General features: G+C 40.0%; 15 protein-coding genes and 2 riboswitches. Of the genes, 4 read left to right on the top strand and 11 right to left on the bottom strand.

The genetic code is table 11. The features are described from left to right. Window positions 1–20: 20 nt before the first annotated feature. The 6 genes from B4U37_RS07825 to B4U37_RS07795 all read right to left on the bottom strand — a co-directional run bounded on the left by B4U37_RS07825 (window position 21) and on the right by B4U37_RS07795 (window position 6,579). Complete coding sequence (locus B4U37_RS07825) at window positions 21–1,358, bottom strand: CoA-disulfide reductase (RefSeq protein WP_088017780.1); 1,338 nt, start codon at window positions 1,356–1,358, stop codon at window positions 21–23. 506 nt (window positions 1,359–1,864) lie between these two features. Next, complete coding sequence (locus B4U37_RS07815) at window positions 1,865–2,398, bottom strand: 1,2-dihydroxy-3-keto-5-methylthiopentene dioxygenase (RefSeq protein ID WP_088017778.1); 534 nt, start codon at window positions 2,396–2,398, stop codon at window positions 1,865–1,867. Window positions 2,399–2,597: 199 nt separating this feature from the next. After that, window positions 2,598–3,236, bottom strand: a complete 639-nt coding sequence (locus B4U37_RS07810) for a methylthioribulose 1-phosphate dehydratase (protein ID WP_088017777.1) — start codon at window positions 3,234–3,236, stop codon at window positions 2,598–2,600. After that, window positions 3,233–3,898 carry a 2-hydroxy-3-keto-5-methylthiopentenyl-1-phosphate phosphatase gene (locus B4U37_RS07805; RefSeq protein ID WP_088017776.1) on the bottom strand — a complete coding sequence of 222 codons (666 nt, stop codon included), beginning with the start codon at window positions 3,896–3,898 and terminating at the stop codon, window positions 3,233–3,235. The genes B4U37_RS07810 and B4U37_RS07805 overlap by 4 nt, the downstream gene beginning before the upstream one ends. After that, the gene (gene mtnW / locus B4U37_RS07800; protein WP_088017775.1) at window positions 3,895–5,139 is read right to left on the bottom strand and encodes a 2,3-diketo-5-methylthiopentyl-1-phosphate enolase; all 1,245 of its coding nucleotides are present in this window, start codon (window positions 5,137–5,139) and stop codon (window positions 3,895–3,897) included. Before mtnW ends, B4U37_RS07805 begins: the two co-directional genes overlap by 4 nt. A 75-nt stretch (window positions 5,140–5,214) precedes the next feature. Next, window positions 5,215–5,320, bottom strand: a riboswitch (SAM riboswitch). Between the two features lie 86 nt (window positions 5,321–5,406). Then, entirely contained in the window at window positions 5,407–6,579 is a 1,173-nt protein-coding gene (locus tag B4U37_RS07795) for a pyridoxal phosphate-dependent aminotransferase (protein WP_010193160.1), read from the bottom strand. Window positions 6,580–6,677: 98 nt separating this feature from the next. Between B4U37_RS07795 and B4U37_RS07790 the strand changes: the two genes are divergently transcribed. After that, window positions 6,678–7,460, top strand: coding sequence for a carbon-nitrogen family hydrolase (locus B4U37_RS07790; RefSeq protein ID WP_088017774.1), 783 nt, complete (start codon window positions 6,678–6,680; stop codon window positions 7,458–7,460). 433 nt (window positions 7,461–7,893) lie between these two features. On the opposite strand, the gene cspD is transcribed toward B4U37_RS07790, so the two are convergent. Beyond that, a complete protein-coding gene (gene cspD / locus B4U37_RS07785) occupies window positions 7,894–8,091 on the bottom strand; it encodes a cold-shock protein CspD (RefSeq protein WP_010192350.1) in 198 nt (65 codons plus the stop codon). A 320-nt stretch (window positions 8,092–8,411) separates the two neighbouring features. After that, window positions 8,412–8,571: riboswitch (SAM riboswitch) on the top strand. Between the two features lie 103 nt (window positions 8,572–8,674). Here cspD and mtnK point away from each other — a divergent pair. Continuing rightward, window positions 8,675–9,871, top strand: coding sequence for an S-methyl-5-thioribose kinase (gene mtnK / locus B4U37_RS07780; RefSeq protein WP_088017773.1), 1,197 nt, complete (start codon window positions 8,675–8,677; stop codon window positions 9,869–9,871). A gap of 3 nt (window positions 9,872–9,874) precedes the next feature. Beyond that, entirely contained in the window at window positions 9,875–10,924 is a 1,050-nt protein-coding gene (gene mtnA, locus B4U37_RS07775; RefSeq protein ID WP_088017772.1) for an S-methyl-5-thioribose-1-phosphate isomerase, read from the top strand. 191 nt (window positions 10,925–11,115) lie between these two features. Here mtnA and B4U37_RS07770 read toward each other — a convergent pair whose 3' ends face one another. The 4 genes from B4U37_RS07770 to B4U37_RS07755 all read right to left on the bottom strand — a co-directional run bounded on the left by B4U37_RS07770 (window position 11,116) and on the right by B4U37_RS07755 (window position 15,378). Then, the gene (locus B4U37_RS07770) at window positions 11,116–11,397 is read right to left on the bottom strand and encodes a DUF6176 family protein (protein ID WP_245840088.1); all 282 of its coding nucleotides are present in this window, start codon (window positions 11,395–11,397) and stop codon (window positions 11,116–11,118) included. Window positions 11,398–11,726: 329 nt separating this feature from the next. Further along, on the bottom strand, window positions 11,727–12,305 hold the full coding sequence (locus B4U37_RS07765) for a DUF2087 domain-containing protein (protein WP_029326307.1): 579 nt from the start codon (window positions 12,303–12,305) through the stop codon (window positions 11,727–11,729). Between the two features lie 343 nt (window positions 12,306–12,648). After that, window positions 12,649–13,137, bottom strand: a complete 489-nt coding sequence (locus tag B4U37_RS07760) for a methylated-DNA--[protein]-cysteine S-methyltransferase (RefSeq protein ID WP_088017771.1) — start codon at window positions 13,135–13,137, stop codon at window positions 12,649–12,651. A gap of 30 nt (window positions 13,138–13,167) precedes the next feature. Next, window positions 13,168–15,378: a PAS domain-containing sensor histidine kinase gene (locus B4U37_RS07755; protein ID WP_088017770.1), complete on the bottom strand. Its 2,211-nt coding sequence runs from the start codon at window positions 15,376–15,378 to the stop codon at window positions 13,168–13,170. A gap of 328 nt (window positions 15,379–15,706) precedes the next feature. On the opposite strand from B4U37_RS07755, the gene B4U37_RS07750 reads away from it, so the two are divergent. Continuing rightward, window positions 15,707–17,470, top strand: a complete 1,764-nt coding sequence (locus tag B4U37_RS07750) for a B12-binding domain-containing radical SAM protein (protein WP_088017769.1) — start codon at window positions 15,707–15,709, stop codon at window positions 17,468–17,470. Window position 17,471 lies beyond the last annotated feature (1 nt).

Here is a 17,471-nt window from a genome sequence, read left to right as displayed (position 1 = left end):
CTTATTTATAAAAGTTTAAACTATTTTGCAGCATTAGCGGCCACTTGGACTGCATCCCATACTGTAGCAAACGGAGGGGCATAACTCAAATCCAACATAGCAATTTTGCTTGTCGACAATCCGCACGTAATAGCTGTCGCATAAACATCAAGCCTTTTCGCAATGGATTTATCTTTTCCAATCAGCTGAGCGCCCAGGAGCTTTTGTGATTCTTTTTCATATACAAGCTTTATATGAATCTTTTCTGCTTCAGGATAATAGGAGGCATGGTTATTTGTTTCAATCACCACTGTTTCAACATCCAAGTTTTCCTCTTGTGCTTGTTTTTCTGTGATTCCAGTCATTGCTGCCGTCCATTCTAGAATTTTCACCACATTTGTTCCGAGAATGCCATCAAATTTAGTTGGAATACCGGCAAGATTGTCAGCAGCGACCCTCCCATGTTTATTGGCTGTTGTTCCGAGAGCTATGTTTACAGGTTTATTTAAGAGAAGGTGATTGCTTGTTGCACAATCTCCCGCTGCATAAATAGATGGAATACTTGTTTCTTGATGGGAATTAACAATGATTGCGCCGTTTTCCAGCATATCTAGGCCTAACTCTTTTACAAATTGTGTGTTCGGTTTAATTCCTATATTTACAATAACCGCATCTACTTCATACGCATTTTTGTCTGTCACAATGCTTATCACTTTTCCTTGTGACATTTTCAATTCTTTTACTTCTTCACCTGTTCGAATTTCCACTCTATCTTGCAGGGAATCCGCAATAATATTAGCCATATCCTCATCATAATTTGGCAGAATCTGATTTTGCAGCTCTATGACGAATACCTCTTTGCCAAGCTCTACCATGGTTTCGACAAGCTCCATCCCGATATATCCCCCACCTATGATGCCTACCTTTTTGATTTTTTCATCTTGGTAGTACTTACGCATTTCTATTCCATCATTCAGTGTCTTCAATGTATGAACATTGCTTGCCTCTTTCGGGATAAAAGGCGGCACGATTGGTTTGGCTCCTGTTGCAATCAAAAGTTTATCATATTGAACAAATGTTTCTTCCCCTGATTTAAGGTTTTTCACCTTTACCCTTTTGTTTGAGTGATCTACTTTTGTTACCTCATGATGAATATGGACGGCGATGTTTCGTTCTTCAAACTCTTCTACCGTTCTTGCTAGCAGATCCTCATGAGATTCTGTCACACCAGATATGTAATATGGCAATCCGCACGCTCCGTAAGATACATGTTCATCTTTTTCAAATACGCTGATTTTTATCGTTTCATTTAGTCTTCTTAGCTTAGAGGCCGCACTCATTCCCCCTGCAATGCCTCCAATTATCACCAAATGTTCCATTTAACCTACCTCCTAAAACCATCACTGTTCTTACCATTATATTCCCTCCACACAGATAAAGTAGTCATGTAGTATAAAATAACTTTAGTTGGTTGGGTATTCACCGCTGTTCCTTTCCGCAAATGGCTGCGCTTTCGGCGGGGCGGCCTTGAGCCTCCTCGGCAAGCCTGCGGGGTCTCAACATTGCCGCTACTCCCCCGCAGGAGTCTTCGCCATTTGCTCCAATCCACAGCTAGAAACCGCTTAAAAGCAACGTAATAGTTTTTCAGTTAACTCGCTTTGATATTTCTTGTTAACCTTTCTGTTATTGGTATAACCTTGTTGATTGAAGTGGAAGGTGCGGAGACGCCCGCGGGAGGAAGGGACAGGTGAGACCCCGCAGCGTAGCGAAGCTCATGGACCGCCCGCAGGCAAGCGAAGCACCTGGAACGGAAATCAACCGGATTTTAAGATTTCTTATTCTTATAAAAAAATGACCCTGCCAAGGCAAAGTCATTTGTTTTTTATTAGTTATTTACTTCCTCTTTTTCATAAATCGGTACCCAACCTTCTGTAGTAACGAAGATTCGAACCGCGACTACTTTACGATCCTCCATCAAGGTGAAATAGTGGCGCACATTGGGAGGGACAGAGATTAAATCGCCCGGCTCTAACTCTACATCAAAGAAAGAACCATCTTTTCCTTGAATAACGAAGATTCCATGGCCACTGACAATGAAACGCACTTCATCATCTGTATGATGGTGCTCTTTATTGAAATTTTGTAGAAGTTGCTCCAAGTTCGGTGTTGTATCAGATAACGAGATAACGTCTTGTGCCTTGTACCCTCTTTTTAAGGAAATTGCTGCAATTTCATCTTTAAAAACTGTAAGAATTTCTTCCTTGTTCTCAGCAGTCAAAGAAAAGTTTTCCTGTAGATGTTGAGGGAGTTTTGCAATATCCCAATTTTCGTAGATTACTTCATTATCATTCAGGAAGCTTTCTACCTGTTCTTTCCCACTGATTCTTTCATCTGTTTCGTGTAATCTGATTTCTGCCATGTTATATTCCTCCATATTTTATATCACTATTAACACCGCTGTTGATTTCCGTACCGGGCTTCGCTTTACGCGGGGCGTGTGCTTGAGCCTCCTCGCTCCGCTGTGGGGTCTCAAGCTACCGCTACCTCCCGCCGGAGTCTTCGCCCGTTCCTCCAATCAACAGCTAGGGAAACTATTGAATAACTTTTCTATATAAGATTTAAATAGATATTTTTGGTTGAACCAAGTTTTTTACACTTAATAATTTCAATTGATAGGAGAATAGAAATTCCCAGGCCTCTAGGTGTTTTTTCGCCTCAAAGGCGTTCCTTCCCCAAACGGTAATTCCATGATTTCTAATCAGGACAGCGCCAGCATCTCCATCTATATATTGGGAAAATTCATCTGCCAAAGCTGGAATGTCTGCATGGTTTCTTATGATTGGGATGCTTACTTCTGCATCTTCTTCCCATATACCAAAAGCTTTGATGATTTCCTGTCCTCTAAATCTAATCTCACCGTAATCACCATATAACTCAGAGATGACATTGTTATCAACGGTATGAACATGCAAGGAACAACCTGCGTTCGTCTTCCGGTAAACTTCGAGGTGTAGCAATGTTTCTGCAGAAGGCTTCAAGCCAGTGCTTTCGACCGCGTTCCCAAGTTCATCCACAAGCAGAAAATCTTCTGAGGTTATCTTTCTTTTATCCTTACCGCTTGAGGAAACCAAGAATTGCAACGGGGTATTTGATACTTTAATAGAAAGGTTTCCACTGGTGCCAAAGAACCAATCCCGAGAAGCCAACTCCTCCTTTACCTCAGAAAGCTCTGTCCATTTCTTTAAAAAATGACTCATGCTGTCACCTTCCGTTTTTTCAAGATATCCATCACATCATAAAACGTTTCGAACGGAGAAAAGGCAATGGAGTGCTCCTCACACTTTTTAATCAGAAAGTCCCTCGCTATCACTTGATCCGCAAGCTTTGCCGCTTCTAAATCTGTGATGGAATCGCCAATCACAATTTTATAAGTATCAGATTTGACAAGTTTTCTGATAATCGATGGCTTGCAGCAACCACAATCGTTGTCACAGTCCACATCACACTCATTAGGCCAAAGGATGTTTATGGTTTCCCCATCAAAATCAGAGCCATTGCAATAGATGTTCTCCTCTTCTATCATTCCTTCCAAAAGTGGTTCCACAAAGAAGTCAATACCGCCAGAAACAATATAAAGGGGTATTCCTTCTTCTTTTGTAAAAGCCACAAACTCATTAAAGCCTTCCCGTATCTCAGCGTGATCTAGTATATATTCAGTAATTGCTTCCTTTTTCTTAGAAGGAAGCAAGGAAAACATTTTCCCTACCCCTTCTTTGATGGAGATTTCTTGAGATAATACCTGATTTTTTATTTCGTCCCATTCTTTTGGAGCAAACTTTTTCATAATGGCAATGATATTGTCACTATTGGTGATGGTTCCATCAAAGTCACAAAAAATCATTTGTTTATTGGCATTCATGTTGTAACCTCCACACTTCCCCACTGCTTGAGGGCCACCTCTAACTCCGGATGCTTTTGTGCGTATGCTGTCAATGATTCCCCAGCCTTTACCGCATCTACTGCCTGGCGAAAAGCTTTTGCTCCGGCAGCCCCACCAAGCTTATGTCCGTGCACCCCACCTCCTGCGTTGATGACCGCATCGTTACCAAAATCCTGATAAAGGAGGGGTACGAGTCCAGGGTGGATTCCAGCTGAAGGGACAGGCAGTGTCGATTTAAACTGATTGTCTGCTACTGTCAGAGCGTCCCGGATACCGAGCGCCTGTTCCTTCGGCAATGCCACACTTCCGTAAGGAGATGGGAATAAAGAAAAGTCAGCACCCGCATAGCGTAAAAGTTTTCCTAATAGCAATTCATTGGAAATCCCATAAAATTCTGATGGGGTAACCGCCCCGCTAACCGCCGGATGCGCCATGATCGGAATGGATACTTCCTTGTCTTCAGCCAAACTTTGAAGTGTATCAAGCCCATAAGCAAAAACATTGAATAGCAGAAAATCAGCACCTAATTCTACCGCTCTTTTTGCTTTATCTTTAAGCTCTAACGTACGGCCTGTCAGGTTAACCGCATATCTTGCACGATGGCCAGTCTCTTCCTTCACTTCCTCTAGAATCCTTTTGCCTTCGGTAATCCTTTTTTCAAAAGGGGTAAGGTCGTTTTCAAACAATATTTCATCATCCTTGATGAAATCAACTCCCCCTAGAGCCTGTTCCTTCAACTGATCCGTTAAATAATCAAGGTCCCTGCCGATCACCCCTTTGAAAATGCTCATCACAAATGGTCTATGATGTACGTCGGTAATGGAGCGAAGCCCTTCTATTCCGAATTTCGGTCCAGGATATGCTAGCTTCAAGTCATTGCTGAACTCAAGATCAATCAACTTAATTTCCCCATCTAATGACAACTTGCCAAATACCGTGGTTAAAATCGCCGGCAAGTCATTGCTATAATTGAAACTAGGATAAGCAATTTGGATAATGCCACGTGTCACCGTATTCCCTAAATAAGAATTCACCCTGTCATTTGACGAGAGCTCTTTCACGCTTACGACTCTGCCTTTATGCTTTCTCAATTGCTCCTGTTCAAGCTGCGGAAGTTCAGTCCAGGACCCGATGGTAAGACCAAGTGCGATCCCTTCCGCTTTTTTTTCGAGATTCCCGTTATGATCATGAACCAAATAGGTTGCTAGAATTTCTGACATTATGTACACCCTTTCTAACGATGATAAAAAAACAAAAAACCCCTTCCATAAGAAGAGGTTAGTCTATCTAACGTCCTCTTATCTATCAGCTTCATGCTGCAAGATTTAGCACCGTGCTTAACTGAATAAGTCGGTTGCCGGGTTTCATCGGGCTAGTCCCTCCACCTGCTCTTGATAAGATTGGATTATATATAAAATTCAAATTATCTAAATACTAAATTCTAGTTGAGATTATGCCATCATTTTGAGTTTATGTCAACAGACTATTCAGAAAATCTTTAACCCTCTGATTCGTTGAACTACTTCTTGTAATCTTTCTGTACTGGTTAATAAACCGACGCGCACATAACCTTCCCCAAAGGATCCAAAGCCAATACCAGGTGCCACCACCACATGGGCTTCTTCAAGCAGTTTGTCTGCAAACTCCTCAGATGTGTATCTTTCCGGAACTTTTAACCATGCAAAAAAAGAACCTTTTGGCGCCTTTACTTCCCAACCAATTTCCTGTAATCCATGAATAAGGATGTTTCGTCTCTCCTCATACAAATCTACCAATTCTTGAACACAGGTTTGTTTATCTAACAAGGCAGTGGCAGCCGCCTCTTGGATCGCGCCAAAAATACTGACATACATATGGTCTTGCAATAGATTGATCGCTTTGATCACACTTTCATTCCCCACTGCAAACCCCACTCGCCATCCGGCCATATTAAAAGTTTTCGACAATGTATAGATTTCAATCCCGACATCTTTCGCACCAGGAGTTTGTAAGAAGCTAAGTGGTTTTTTTCCATCAAATCCGATTGCACCATATGCAAAATCATGAACCACGCAAATATCGTGCTCATTTGCAAGGTCTACCGTTTCTTTAAAAAATACAGAATTCGCTACAGCCCCTGTCGGATTATTGGGGTAATTGAGGAACATAAGCTTAGCCGCTTTTAAGACTTCCGGATTGATATCTTCATAGTTTGGTAAAAAATGATATACTTCTTTTAAAGGCATGTATTCCATTTTCGCTCTGGCCAATGCCACACCAGACCAATAATCAGGATAACCCGGGTCTGGGACAAGCACGGTATCCCCTTCATTCAATAAACATTGGGGGATTTCTACCAGCCCAGCTTTGCCACCAAAGAGTATGGCCACCTCAGTTTCTGGATTTATGTCCACTTCATATTCTCGTTTATAAAAAGTTGCGATCGCTTCTTTAAAAAAATGATGACCCTGAAAAGGGGAATATTTATGATGATTCGGTTTTTCGGTTGCTTCCTGTAACGACTTTACAATATGTTCAGGAGTCGGTTGGTCAGGGTTTCCTTGTCCAAGATTAATAACATCATGACCTTGTGCAACAACCTTTCCCACTTTTTCAACCAATGAAGCAAAGAACTGTTTAGGCAGTGTATTTAATAATTCAGATTGTTGAAAGTGTTTCACCTTTTTCACCTACTTAAAAAATTCTTGAAATCCTAGTCACAAATCATATATTGTTAGATTCAACTTGTAAAGTATTTTTTCAACGGGGGGATAAAATTATGAAATGGAAAATAGCTTGTATTCAATTTGATGTAGCCTTTGGAGATCCCAAAGCAAATATAGAAAAAGCATGTGAACTACTGACATTGTCAGGTAAGGATCGACCAGATATCATTGTCCTTCCTGAACTTTGGTCCACAGGTTATGACCTCGAACGCCTTGATAAAATTGCAGATTCCGGCGGTTTTGTCACTACCAAATTCCTTAAATCTGCTGCAAAAGAACTTAAAACTCACATTGTGGGCGGTTCTGTCGCAAAAAAAACGAACAAAGGAATTTATAATACGATGATAACGGTCAATAAAGACGGAGAAGTTGCTGGGGAATACAGCAAATTGCATCTTTTCCGCTTAATGGACGAGCATCATTTCCTTCAGCCCGGAAAGACAGATGGGATGTTTGAACTTGACGGAGAAACTTGTGCTGGCTTTATTTGCTATGATATCCGTTTTCCTGAATGGATACGCGCGCATACTACAAAAGATGCAAAAGCGATATTTGTTGTGGCAGAGTGGCCTTTGGCAAGGGTTGATCATTGGCGTACACTTCTCATTGCGAGGGCCATTGAGAACCAGTGCTATGTCATTGCATGTAACCGTTCTGGTGCTGATCCGAAGAATGCTTTTGCAGGACACTCAATGATTATCGATCCTTGGGGAGAAATTGTGGCCGAAGCTGGCGAAACAGAAGAAATCATTACAGCTGAAATAGATTTGGCGAAGGTGGAAGAAGTAAGAAAAAGAATCCCAATCTTCGAAGACCGAAGACCACAATACTATTAATCTCTTTTGTTGATTGGTGAATCGCCGCTGTTCCTTTCCGCAAATGGCTTCGCTTTCCGCGGGACGGTGCTTGAGCCTCCTCACAACGCTTCAGGGGTCTCAACCTACCGTTATTCCCCCGCTGGAGTCTTCGCCATTTGCTTCAATTCACAGCTGAAAATTGCTTAAATGTTGCGTTAATGCTTATTCAGCTACCTCGGTTAGATTCCTTTTCCTAAACCCATAAATAAATGAAGTCTTCTTGTTGATTGGAGTGGAAGGCGCGCAGACGCCCGCGGGAGGAAGGGACAGGTGAGACCCCACAGGCGCAGCCGAGGAGGCTCACGGACCGCCCGCAGGCAAGCGAAGCGCCTGGAACGGAAATCGACTGTATTGTATATTCTCCTAAAACAAAAAGGACTCCGCAATGGAGTCCTTTTCTATTTGGCTAGCATTATTTTGTAACGTTAGCAGCTTGAGGTCCACGAGCGCCTTCAACGATTTCGAAAGAAACTTCTTGACCTTCTTCTAAAGTTTTGAAACCTTCGCCTTGGATTGCGGAGAAGTGTACGAATACGTCGTCTTGACCTTCAACTTCGATGAATCCAAAACCTTTTTCTGCATTGAACCATTTTACTTTACCTTGTAACATGTTTGTTCCTCCTTGTGGATAACCCACGTAAATATTACTATTCTTGCTCTTTCAAACATTTCAAGACGAAAACATGTTTCTGACTTTCCATATTTCCCGAACAAAAATAATAGTTTAATAATAACAGGTGACTAGTAATTTTTCAAGGTTTTAACCAAACAATTCATACAATTTCGTTAAATTATTTAAAAAATCTGAAATTGGTTGTAATAAAGCTTTTCAAAAAAACTTATTGACAATTTTCCCAGCGTCTTGTTATTATTTTCATCAAGCAATAATTTTCACACAATTTCATACATTCACAATTTAATGATTGTGATCTCTTATCAAGAGCAGGTGGAGGGATTTGGCCCGATGAAACCCAGCAACCGACCGTAATACTGTTGTGAGACAGGGCGTGACACTTTTGTGGACGCCGAACATATTTGTTCATAAGGCACGGTGCTAATTCCAGCAGAAATTATTTCTGGCAGATAAGAGGGGAGAAGTCTACTCTTCAAGCCTCTTTCTTATGGAAAGGGGCTTTTATTTTTGAATAATCGCCCCGCTCATCATAAATATTTTTGACACGGGGGTAATAAATATGACAATTACAGCAACTACAGAATATGAGCCGTTAACAGAATCGACCGCAATTACACTAGCACAAGATCTTAAATTCTTTAAAGAAGGTGCACTCTTGCATTGCCGTGAAATCGGTGATGGAAATTTAAACCTTGTCTTTCACATTAGGGACGAAAATAACACAGGTATTATTATTAAACAGGCATTGCCTTATGCAAAAGTTGTCGGTGAAAGCTGGCCGTTGACCTTGCACAGGGCAACAATAGAAGGGAATTATTTGAAAAACGCAGCCACTTTGGTACCTAATCTTATTCCGAAAGTTTATTATACAAACGAGGCATTAGCGATTACGATCATGGAAGACCTCTCCCATTTGGAAATCGTCCGAAATGGCTTTCTAGAGGGCAAGAACTTTCCGCTTCTTTCTAAGCATATCGGGGAATATTTAGCGAAAACACTTTTTTACACTTCTGATTTTGGATTGAATCAACAGGACAAGAAAAAACTCCAACAGGCTTTTACAAATCCAGAGCTTTGTAAGATAACAGAAGATCTAGTATTTACAGATCCTTTTTATGAAAGTGAGACGAATGATTACGAGCCTGAGCTGCTTGGTTCGGTTGAGGAAATTTGGAATGATGCAGAATTAAAGCTTGAAGTAGCAAAGTTGAAATACACATTTTTGACAAACGGAGAAGCACTTCTTCATGGAGACCTGCACACAGGAAGCATCTTTGCTAGTGAAATAGATACGAAAGTAATAGACCCTGAATTTGCATTTTTCGGACCAATTGGCTTTGATGTTGGACAGTTCTTTGCCAATATCCTCTTACAAGCAATCACAAGAGACGACAGTCAACGGGCTAGCATCATTTCCCACTTGTATCAAGTCTGGGAAGGTTTCACTTTTACTTTCTCTGATTTATGGAAGACGGAAAGCGTAGAACACTTCACTCAAACACCGGGATATTTAGATTTTTTCCTGAAAAAAGTCTTTACAGATGCAATTGGCTTTGCCGGATGTGAGGTCATTCGCCGAACCATTGGTTTAGCGCATGTAGCTGACCTTGATACGATCCAACCTTATAAGCGAAAAATTTCCGTAAAACAACAAGCTTTGTTATTAGGGCAAACACTCATTAAAAATGCAGCAAACATCCGTAACATTCAAGATGTAGAATCACTTCTTAAGAATGAAATAAAAGGGAATGAATAATTTATGTCAATTACTACTAATCTACCGCTCTCTGTAGAATGGAAAGATTCTTATATTCAATTATTAGATCAACAGAAATTGCCTCAAGAAACGGTATTCATCGATTTGCATACCATTCATGATGTCTTTGATGCCATTGTCACCCTTAAAGTAAGAGGTGCGCCTGCAATTGGCATCACTTCAGCATACGGGCTTGTACTCGCTGCTAATTCCTATAATACTGCTAGTTTAGCTGAGTTTCAAAGTCTGTTGAGAAAGGACCGGGACTACTTGGCAACTTCTCGCCCTACAGCCGTCAACCTTTTTTGGGCAATCGACCGTCTTATCCAAGTGTCTTTGCAAGCTTCTTCCATAAACGAAGCAAAAACAAATCTGGTCCATGAAGCAATTCAAATCCAGCTAGAGGATGAAGCAACATGCAGACTTATCGGAGAGCATGCACTTTCCTTGTTCCAAAAAAATGATAAACTGCTGACCATCTGTAATGCAGGTTCTATTGCAACGGCTCGTTATGGCACAGCATTAGCTCCATTTCATTTGGCAAAAGAAAAGAATTTCCCTTTAAGTGTTTTTGCCTGTGAAACAAGACCCGTTCTGCAAGGCTCCCGACTAACTGCCTGGGAGCTCCAGCAATCCGGTGTAGATGTAACGTTAATTACGGATAACATGGCAGCCCACACCATTAAGACCAAGGAGATTTCGGCTGTCATCGTCGGAGCTGACAGAATCACCGCAAACGGGGACACTGCAAATAAAATTGGCACCTATGGACTTGCCATCTTAGCTAAAGCTTTTGACATTCCATTTTATGTAGCCGCCCCTTTATCGACTTTTGATCTATCAAAGGAAACGGGAGAAGAAATCGAAATTGAGGAAAGAAGCCCAGAGGAAATCACCCACCTTGGAGGGAAGCAAATAGCTCCTGATGGAATATCCGTGTTCAATCCGGCATTTGATGTGACACCAAACGAATTGATTACCGCCATCATTACCGAAAAAGGCATCATCAAAGGCGACTACACAAAAGCCATTCCTACCCTTTTTAAAGATTAATAGATAATTATTTATTATATTAGAATTACACTTTCTGTTAATTTCCGTTCCAAGCGCTTCGCTTTCCATGGGCGGTCGGGAAGCCCTCCTCGGGCTATTTGCCCTGCGGGGTCTTCCCCGTCCCTTCCTCCCATAGGAGTCTGCGCGCCTTCCACAGCAATCAACAGGGTGGTCTTATTTACAGCTTAGTATTATTTCATACTGTTCCTTACATGTTGAGGTTTCATAACCACTTCTGTCTTTAAGTCGATTGGATTAAAGCTTTCGTCTATACATTCATGCCAGTACTCTAAATGTTTTTTATCTATCCAATGTTCTGATTGGTCTACTTCTTGTCCTCCTGCCCCTTGGACTGAGTACCAATATAAAAACTCGTCCCCATTTAGAACTTCTCTAAAAATGGTTTCAACATACATATTTTCTCCCTCTAACGTAACAAGAACATCTTTCATATTATCATTCAAAAACTTTATCCATTCATCTACTCGGTCTGATTTACCTTCTTTAACTTTAAATCTAGTTCATTCTTTGTTCAATTTATAATTTTCCCCTTTTAACCTCTATTAAGTTCTCCCAAAATCAGAATAGATTTCTATAATATTTCTAGCTGTGGATTGAAGCAAATGGCGTAGACCCCTGCGGGGAAGTAGCGACAATGTTGAGACCCCGCAGGCTTGCCGAGGAGGCTCAAGGTCGTTCCGCGGAAAGCGCAGCCATTTCATTTGCGGAAAGTAACAGCGGGGATTAACCAAACAACTAAAGTTTAATAGTTTAAATGACCCGGTGAATTTTCCCCTTGTTCTTATTTCGCCCACATTTCTGTTGGGTTTAGTTCGTATATTCCTGCTTCTCTGTACATGTAATGGTTGATAATGAATTCCCTGCGTATCGTCGCATAGTCTTCATGGAATTGTTTGATATGTTCATTGATTTCCTTTTCACTGTACTTCTTCCCCATCTCCAAGTCTTTGAGGATATGTTCAAATATAATCAATTTTTTCTTCCTTTGCGCCGGGATGGTTTTTAATTTCCCATCCTTTGCAAGGAAATTCTGCAAGATCTGTTCTCTCTCTTTTTGCTCTTCCATCGTCCTCTCCCCTTTTCCGCTTCTTTCTAACACGATAAAAAGACCTTCACTATGTTGTCTCAATGCCTTTTGATTTAAGTAATAGAAGACAGTGTTTTTTTCCCTTCTTTCATACACGGCACTTATTTCTTTTAGCTTAGCAATATGATGGGAAATCGTCGGTGGTTTTACCCCTAATCTTTCTGCTAATTCTTGTCCACTTAGCGGTTCTTCGGTTGATAACAAGACCAGCAATTTGATTCTGGTTGTATCGCCCATGACTTTATAATAGTTGACGAGTTTATCCAGTTGCAGGATAATCCACTCCTTCACCTTAAATTAGATAATCATCTAATTAGATAGTAATCTAATTAGATGGTGAAATCAACCTTTTTTCTTATCTTTATTTAAGATGGATCCTTTTTCTTCCGCACTGATAACGTTTAGTTTGGTTAATACTTCTGTATAAAAGATGATTTTATTATTTTTCCCCATTTTGGTCATCTCCAGTTTTGCCTTTGAGCAACTTTTTTAGTTTTAGTAAATTATATGAAGAAAATGAAAAAGTGATACATGCTTACAACTTTTTTTCAACAAAAAAAAGTACGACAGCATAACCACTATCGCACAAAGCTTCAACATTCTATTCTTTTCTGCTCTATACTAAAACGCCTTCAAATTTTAACAATTCTTCTTTCATCCCAATTTTATCTCCAGCATAACCTACTAGTTCTTTATTCTTCCCAATGACCCGATGGCAAGGTATCACAATAGGCAGCGGATTTCTTCGGTTCGCTTGTCCGATCGCCCTGACTGCCAACGGTCGGTTAATTTCTTTGGCAATGTCTTGGTAACATTTTACTTCTCCATATTGGATGTTGCTCAATGCCTTCCAAACTTCCTTTTGAAAAGTTGTTCCTTCCATTTGAATTGGTAATTCAAATTCAGAGCGCTTACCTGCAAAATATTCTTGAAGTTGGGATATAGCCGATTCACATAATCGATCGTTAGGTGTGTAATTGTATAAATTACCTTCCTGATCCTTTTGAAGGAATTCATTATCAAATTCAATTTTAACTAAATAATCTTCATGACAAATAACATATATAGTACCTATTGGAGTTGGGGTGCTGCTGTATTGATACATATCTAGATACCCTCTTTCTTCTGTCCGATTTTAATGGACGGTAGGTGACCCGATCGGCAATTTTATATGGAAGGTAGTACCTTTGCCAAGCTTACTGCTGACTTCTATGGTCCCATTGTGTTCTTCTACAATTTTATAGCTTACCATAAGCCCAAGCCCTGTTCCACGTTCCTTTGTCGTATAGAAAGGTTCTCCAAGCTTTTTCAGCTTATCTTCTGGAATTCCAGTTCCTTCATCCCTAATGGAAATCAGTACCTGCTCTCCTTCTATTTTTTCAAGGGCAACTGATACAGTTCCTCCCTTAGGCATAACTTCAATGGCATTTTTCAGTATATTAATAAATACTTGTTTTAGTTGATTTGGTTCACAATAAATGTCGGGTAACCCTTCTTCAATGGATGTAATAAATTGAACGTTCTCTAACGATGCTTGGGCACTTAACAGATCCAATGTTTCCTTCATGATGACTGTCGCATTTTTTCTCTGATATGAAATAGCCTGTGGCTTTGCCAATACGAGGAATTCGGTAATAATGGATTCAATTCTCTTTAGTTCAGAGGTGATGACATCAAAATACATGGCATATTGGTCTTCTCCCATGCTATTTTGTAAGAGTTGTATAAATCCTTTTAACGCTGTCATCGGGTTCCTTATTTCATGGGCAATTCCTGCGGCCAACTCTCCAACGACGGTCAGGGTATCTGACTTCCTAAGTTGATTTTCCATTTCCCTTTTTTCCGTTATATTACGGAAAATTGTCATATGCAATCCTTCAATGACGTTTTTCTTGGCAGAGTATTCAATGATTTGAGCCCCACGTTCCCCTTCCAAGCAAACCTCTCCACTTAACTCTTCGCTTTCAGGACACTCTTTCCACTGTGACTGAATTACTTTCAACTGATCATGTTGAATATACCAATGAAGGGAATTGTTCATTAATTCTTCTTTTGATAGACCCAAAATTTTGCTGGCATTGGGGTTTGCATCTATAATATTACATTTGTTATCCCATAAAAGTATGCCGTCCATGGCATTATTGAAAATTTTTCTAAATTTCTGTTCGCTTTCCCTCAAGTCTTTCTCCATTTTTCTTCGTTCACTGACGTTTCTAAATATTATCATGTTAAAACCATCGATTATTCCTTTATTCGCGGTGAACTCTAATAGCTTCTTCTGTCCGTTCGGCATATGAAACTCAAGTTCTTCTCTTATTTCACCTCTTGCCCCAAACTGTTTTACAATGGAAAAGACCTTTTTATCATTTTTAGGAACAAATTCATGAAGCTTCGCGCGTACCAAATCATCAAGAGGTAATTCGAAAGCTCTACTTGCCGCAGGATTTGCCCGTTTTATTTGGCCGTTATTATCTACCAATACAATCGCGTCTAATGCGTGTTGAAACATTTCCCTGAATCGCTCTTCGCTTTTTTTCAGCTGCAGCTCCATATTCCTTTTTTCCGTTACATCTCTCATTATTGCTAAATAGTAATCATCATAAATATTCGCAGTAATGGTGACCTCAAAGGTCTTACGCTCACCTGTATGGAGAACTACCGGCAATTCTCCCCTAACCCGACCATGGTTATCTAAAAGATGCCATATTTTTGTCATCTTATATTGAAATCCGTCTTCCACAAAATCATCTAGCTTTGATTGTAATAGGTCTATTTTGGGCATGGCGAAATTGGAACAGAACGCAGGGTTTACATCGATAAACAAGCCATCTCTGTCAAACACCACAATTCCATCCACTGCTCTATTTATAACATCATGATACATTTGTTTGCTTTTGCTAGATTCTCTTTCTAATTGTTTTTTAGTGGTAATGTCACGAATGATGCATATATCTAATCCACTTTCATCCGGGTTGCGGACAGCAGAATATTCCACGAATTTAATTGACCCGTTATCTAAACGGACAATTAACTCATTTTTCAGCTCTCCTAATTCATTTAACTGTGCTTCCTGATACTCTACTTCCTCTTTTGGCATTAACTCTAGGAAATCATGTAACTTGCGTTGTAGCAATTCCTCTTTTGGTAATTCGAAAAGTTCACACGCCTTCTGGTTCACTTGAAAAAATTCGACATTTTCATTGAATAAGATTATGGCATCATTGGCATGTTCAAATGTAAGTTGCAGAAACCTGTTTTCTTTTTCCAGCTTTTGAAGCTTGGCAGTTAGCGTTTCTATTTCTGCCTCCAACTTCCTGGTTTCTTCCTTCACCATGTGTTGGATCATGACCTTCCCCCACTTATCATATATTTAGATTCTTTTCTCAAAGATTATTGTTTATCGACAACGGCCAAGTAACCAGTAATAAATTTTTTATCAACCACTCTGTAATCTTCTACATCCCCCACCTGAATTCCTTTGTTCTACATTTAAAACAATAAAAAAGTCATTTCAGAAATCATTTTGTAATAATTCCAGATTTCCTGTTGATAATGGTAAAGAGGAAAGATTTACTAGCCCTAGAAAAAAGGCATGAAATCGTTACTCACTATATTTAATTGTGATAAACTATATTAGTTATAGAATTTTTCACTAGGAGTTTGATGGATTTATAATGAAAATAATTGCTACAACATTAAACGCGAAATATATTCATACCAATCTTGCTATTCGCTATTTGAAAGCTTATGCAGAGCCGGAATTTAAAATCGACTTAGTTGAATATACGATTAAAGACCCTGTCATGAATATAGTATCTGACCTCATCCAAAAGAAACCGGATGTTATAGGATTCAGTTGCTATATTTGGAACATAGAAGAAACGATCAAGGTCATGAGCATGTTGAAGAAAATCAACCCGGAACTTATCCTCGTCCTTGGTGGTCCTGAGGTGACCTATGATGTGAGTGAATGGCTTGACCGTTTAACGGACGTTGATTTCATCGTACTCGGCGAAGGAGAAATCACTTTCAAGCAATTGCTTCAAGAGCTACAAGGTAAACAAAACTTCGAGTCCATCAGCGGACTTGCATACAGGGATGGAGAGAACAAAAAAATCTCCCCTCAACGAAACAAAGTGGATTTAAAGGAACTTCCTTCACCATATCGATTTGACGAAGACCTCACTCAACTTGGCAAAAGGGTGACATACTTCGAGACAAGCAGGGGCTGTCCTTTCAGCTGTCAGTTCTGCCTATCATCCATTGAAGTAGGAGTTCGTTATTTTGATCGTGAAAAAGTAAAAGAAGATATTCGCTTCCTGATGAACAATGGAGCTAAGACCATTAAATTCGTGGACCGCACCTTTAATATCAGTCGAAGCTATGCTATGGAAATGTTCCGCTTCTTAATTGATGAGCATCTTCCGGGCACCGTTTTCCAATTTGAAATTACCGCGGACATCATGAGGCCTGAAGTTATCGAATTTTTGAACCAGGAAGCTCCTGCAGGACTGTTCCGTTTTGAAATCGGCGTGCAGTCGACCAACGACTCCACAAATGAACTTGTGATGCGTAAACAGAACTTCGCCAAATTATCGCGCACTGTCACAATGGTAAAAGAAGGCGGAAAGATTGATCAACATTTAGATTTGATTGCCGGATTGCCGGAAGAAGATTATCACTCATTCAAGAAAACCTTTAATGATGTATTTGCCCTTCGTCCTGAAGAGCTGCAACTTGGCTTCTTGAAAATGTTACGCGGGACAGGATTAAGGATTCGCTCGAACGATCATGCTTACATTTATATGGATCATGCTCCATATGAAATTCTCGGAAATAATATTTTAAGCTTTGATGACATCATCCGAATCAAGCAAGTGGAAGACGTTCTTGAAAAGTTCTGGAACGATCATCGAATGGACGCCACGGTTGAGCACCTGGTTACCCATGTGTTTGAAACACCTTTCGACTTCTTCCAAGATTTCGGCGCATATTGGGATAAACAAGGTTGGGCAAGAATCGGGCATCAACTTGAAGACCTTTACAAGCGCCTGTATTCCTTTTTACATGAAGAAAAACCGCAAGCAATGTCTGTAATGGAAAGCATGATGAAATACGATTACCTGCGTCATCAGAAATTTAAGCCTCGTAAACCTTGGTGGCAGGATCGTATTGAAAAAGAAGATAGAACCTATATTTACAAGCAAGTAATTGAAAACCCTGCGGTATTGGGTGACCAATTTTCTGCGCATAACTTAAACGAAAAAGAACTATATAAACATACGATCATTGAAAGCCTTCAATTCGATCTCGCACATTACCTTAATAATGGTGAAATCATGGAAGAGGAAAGCTATGTATTAGTCTATTTCAACCAAAACTTAAACAAAGCAGAAATTTACCCTATAAATTCTAAAGCGAAAAAAACTGCTAGCTGAA

Source organism: Sutcliffiella horikoshii (assembly GCF_002157855.1).
Classification (GTDB): domain Bacteria; phylum Bacillota; class Bacilli; order Bacillales; family Bacillaceae_I; genus Sutcliffiella_A; species Sutcliffiella_A horikoshii_C.
The sequence above is the reverse complement of the archived record's forward strand: the minus strand, read 5'-3'. Positions and strand labels throughout refer to the sequence as shown.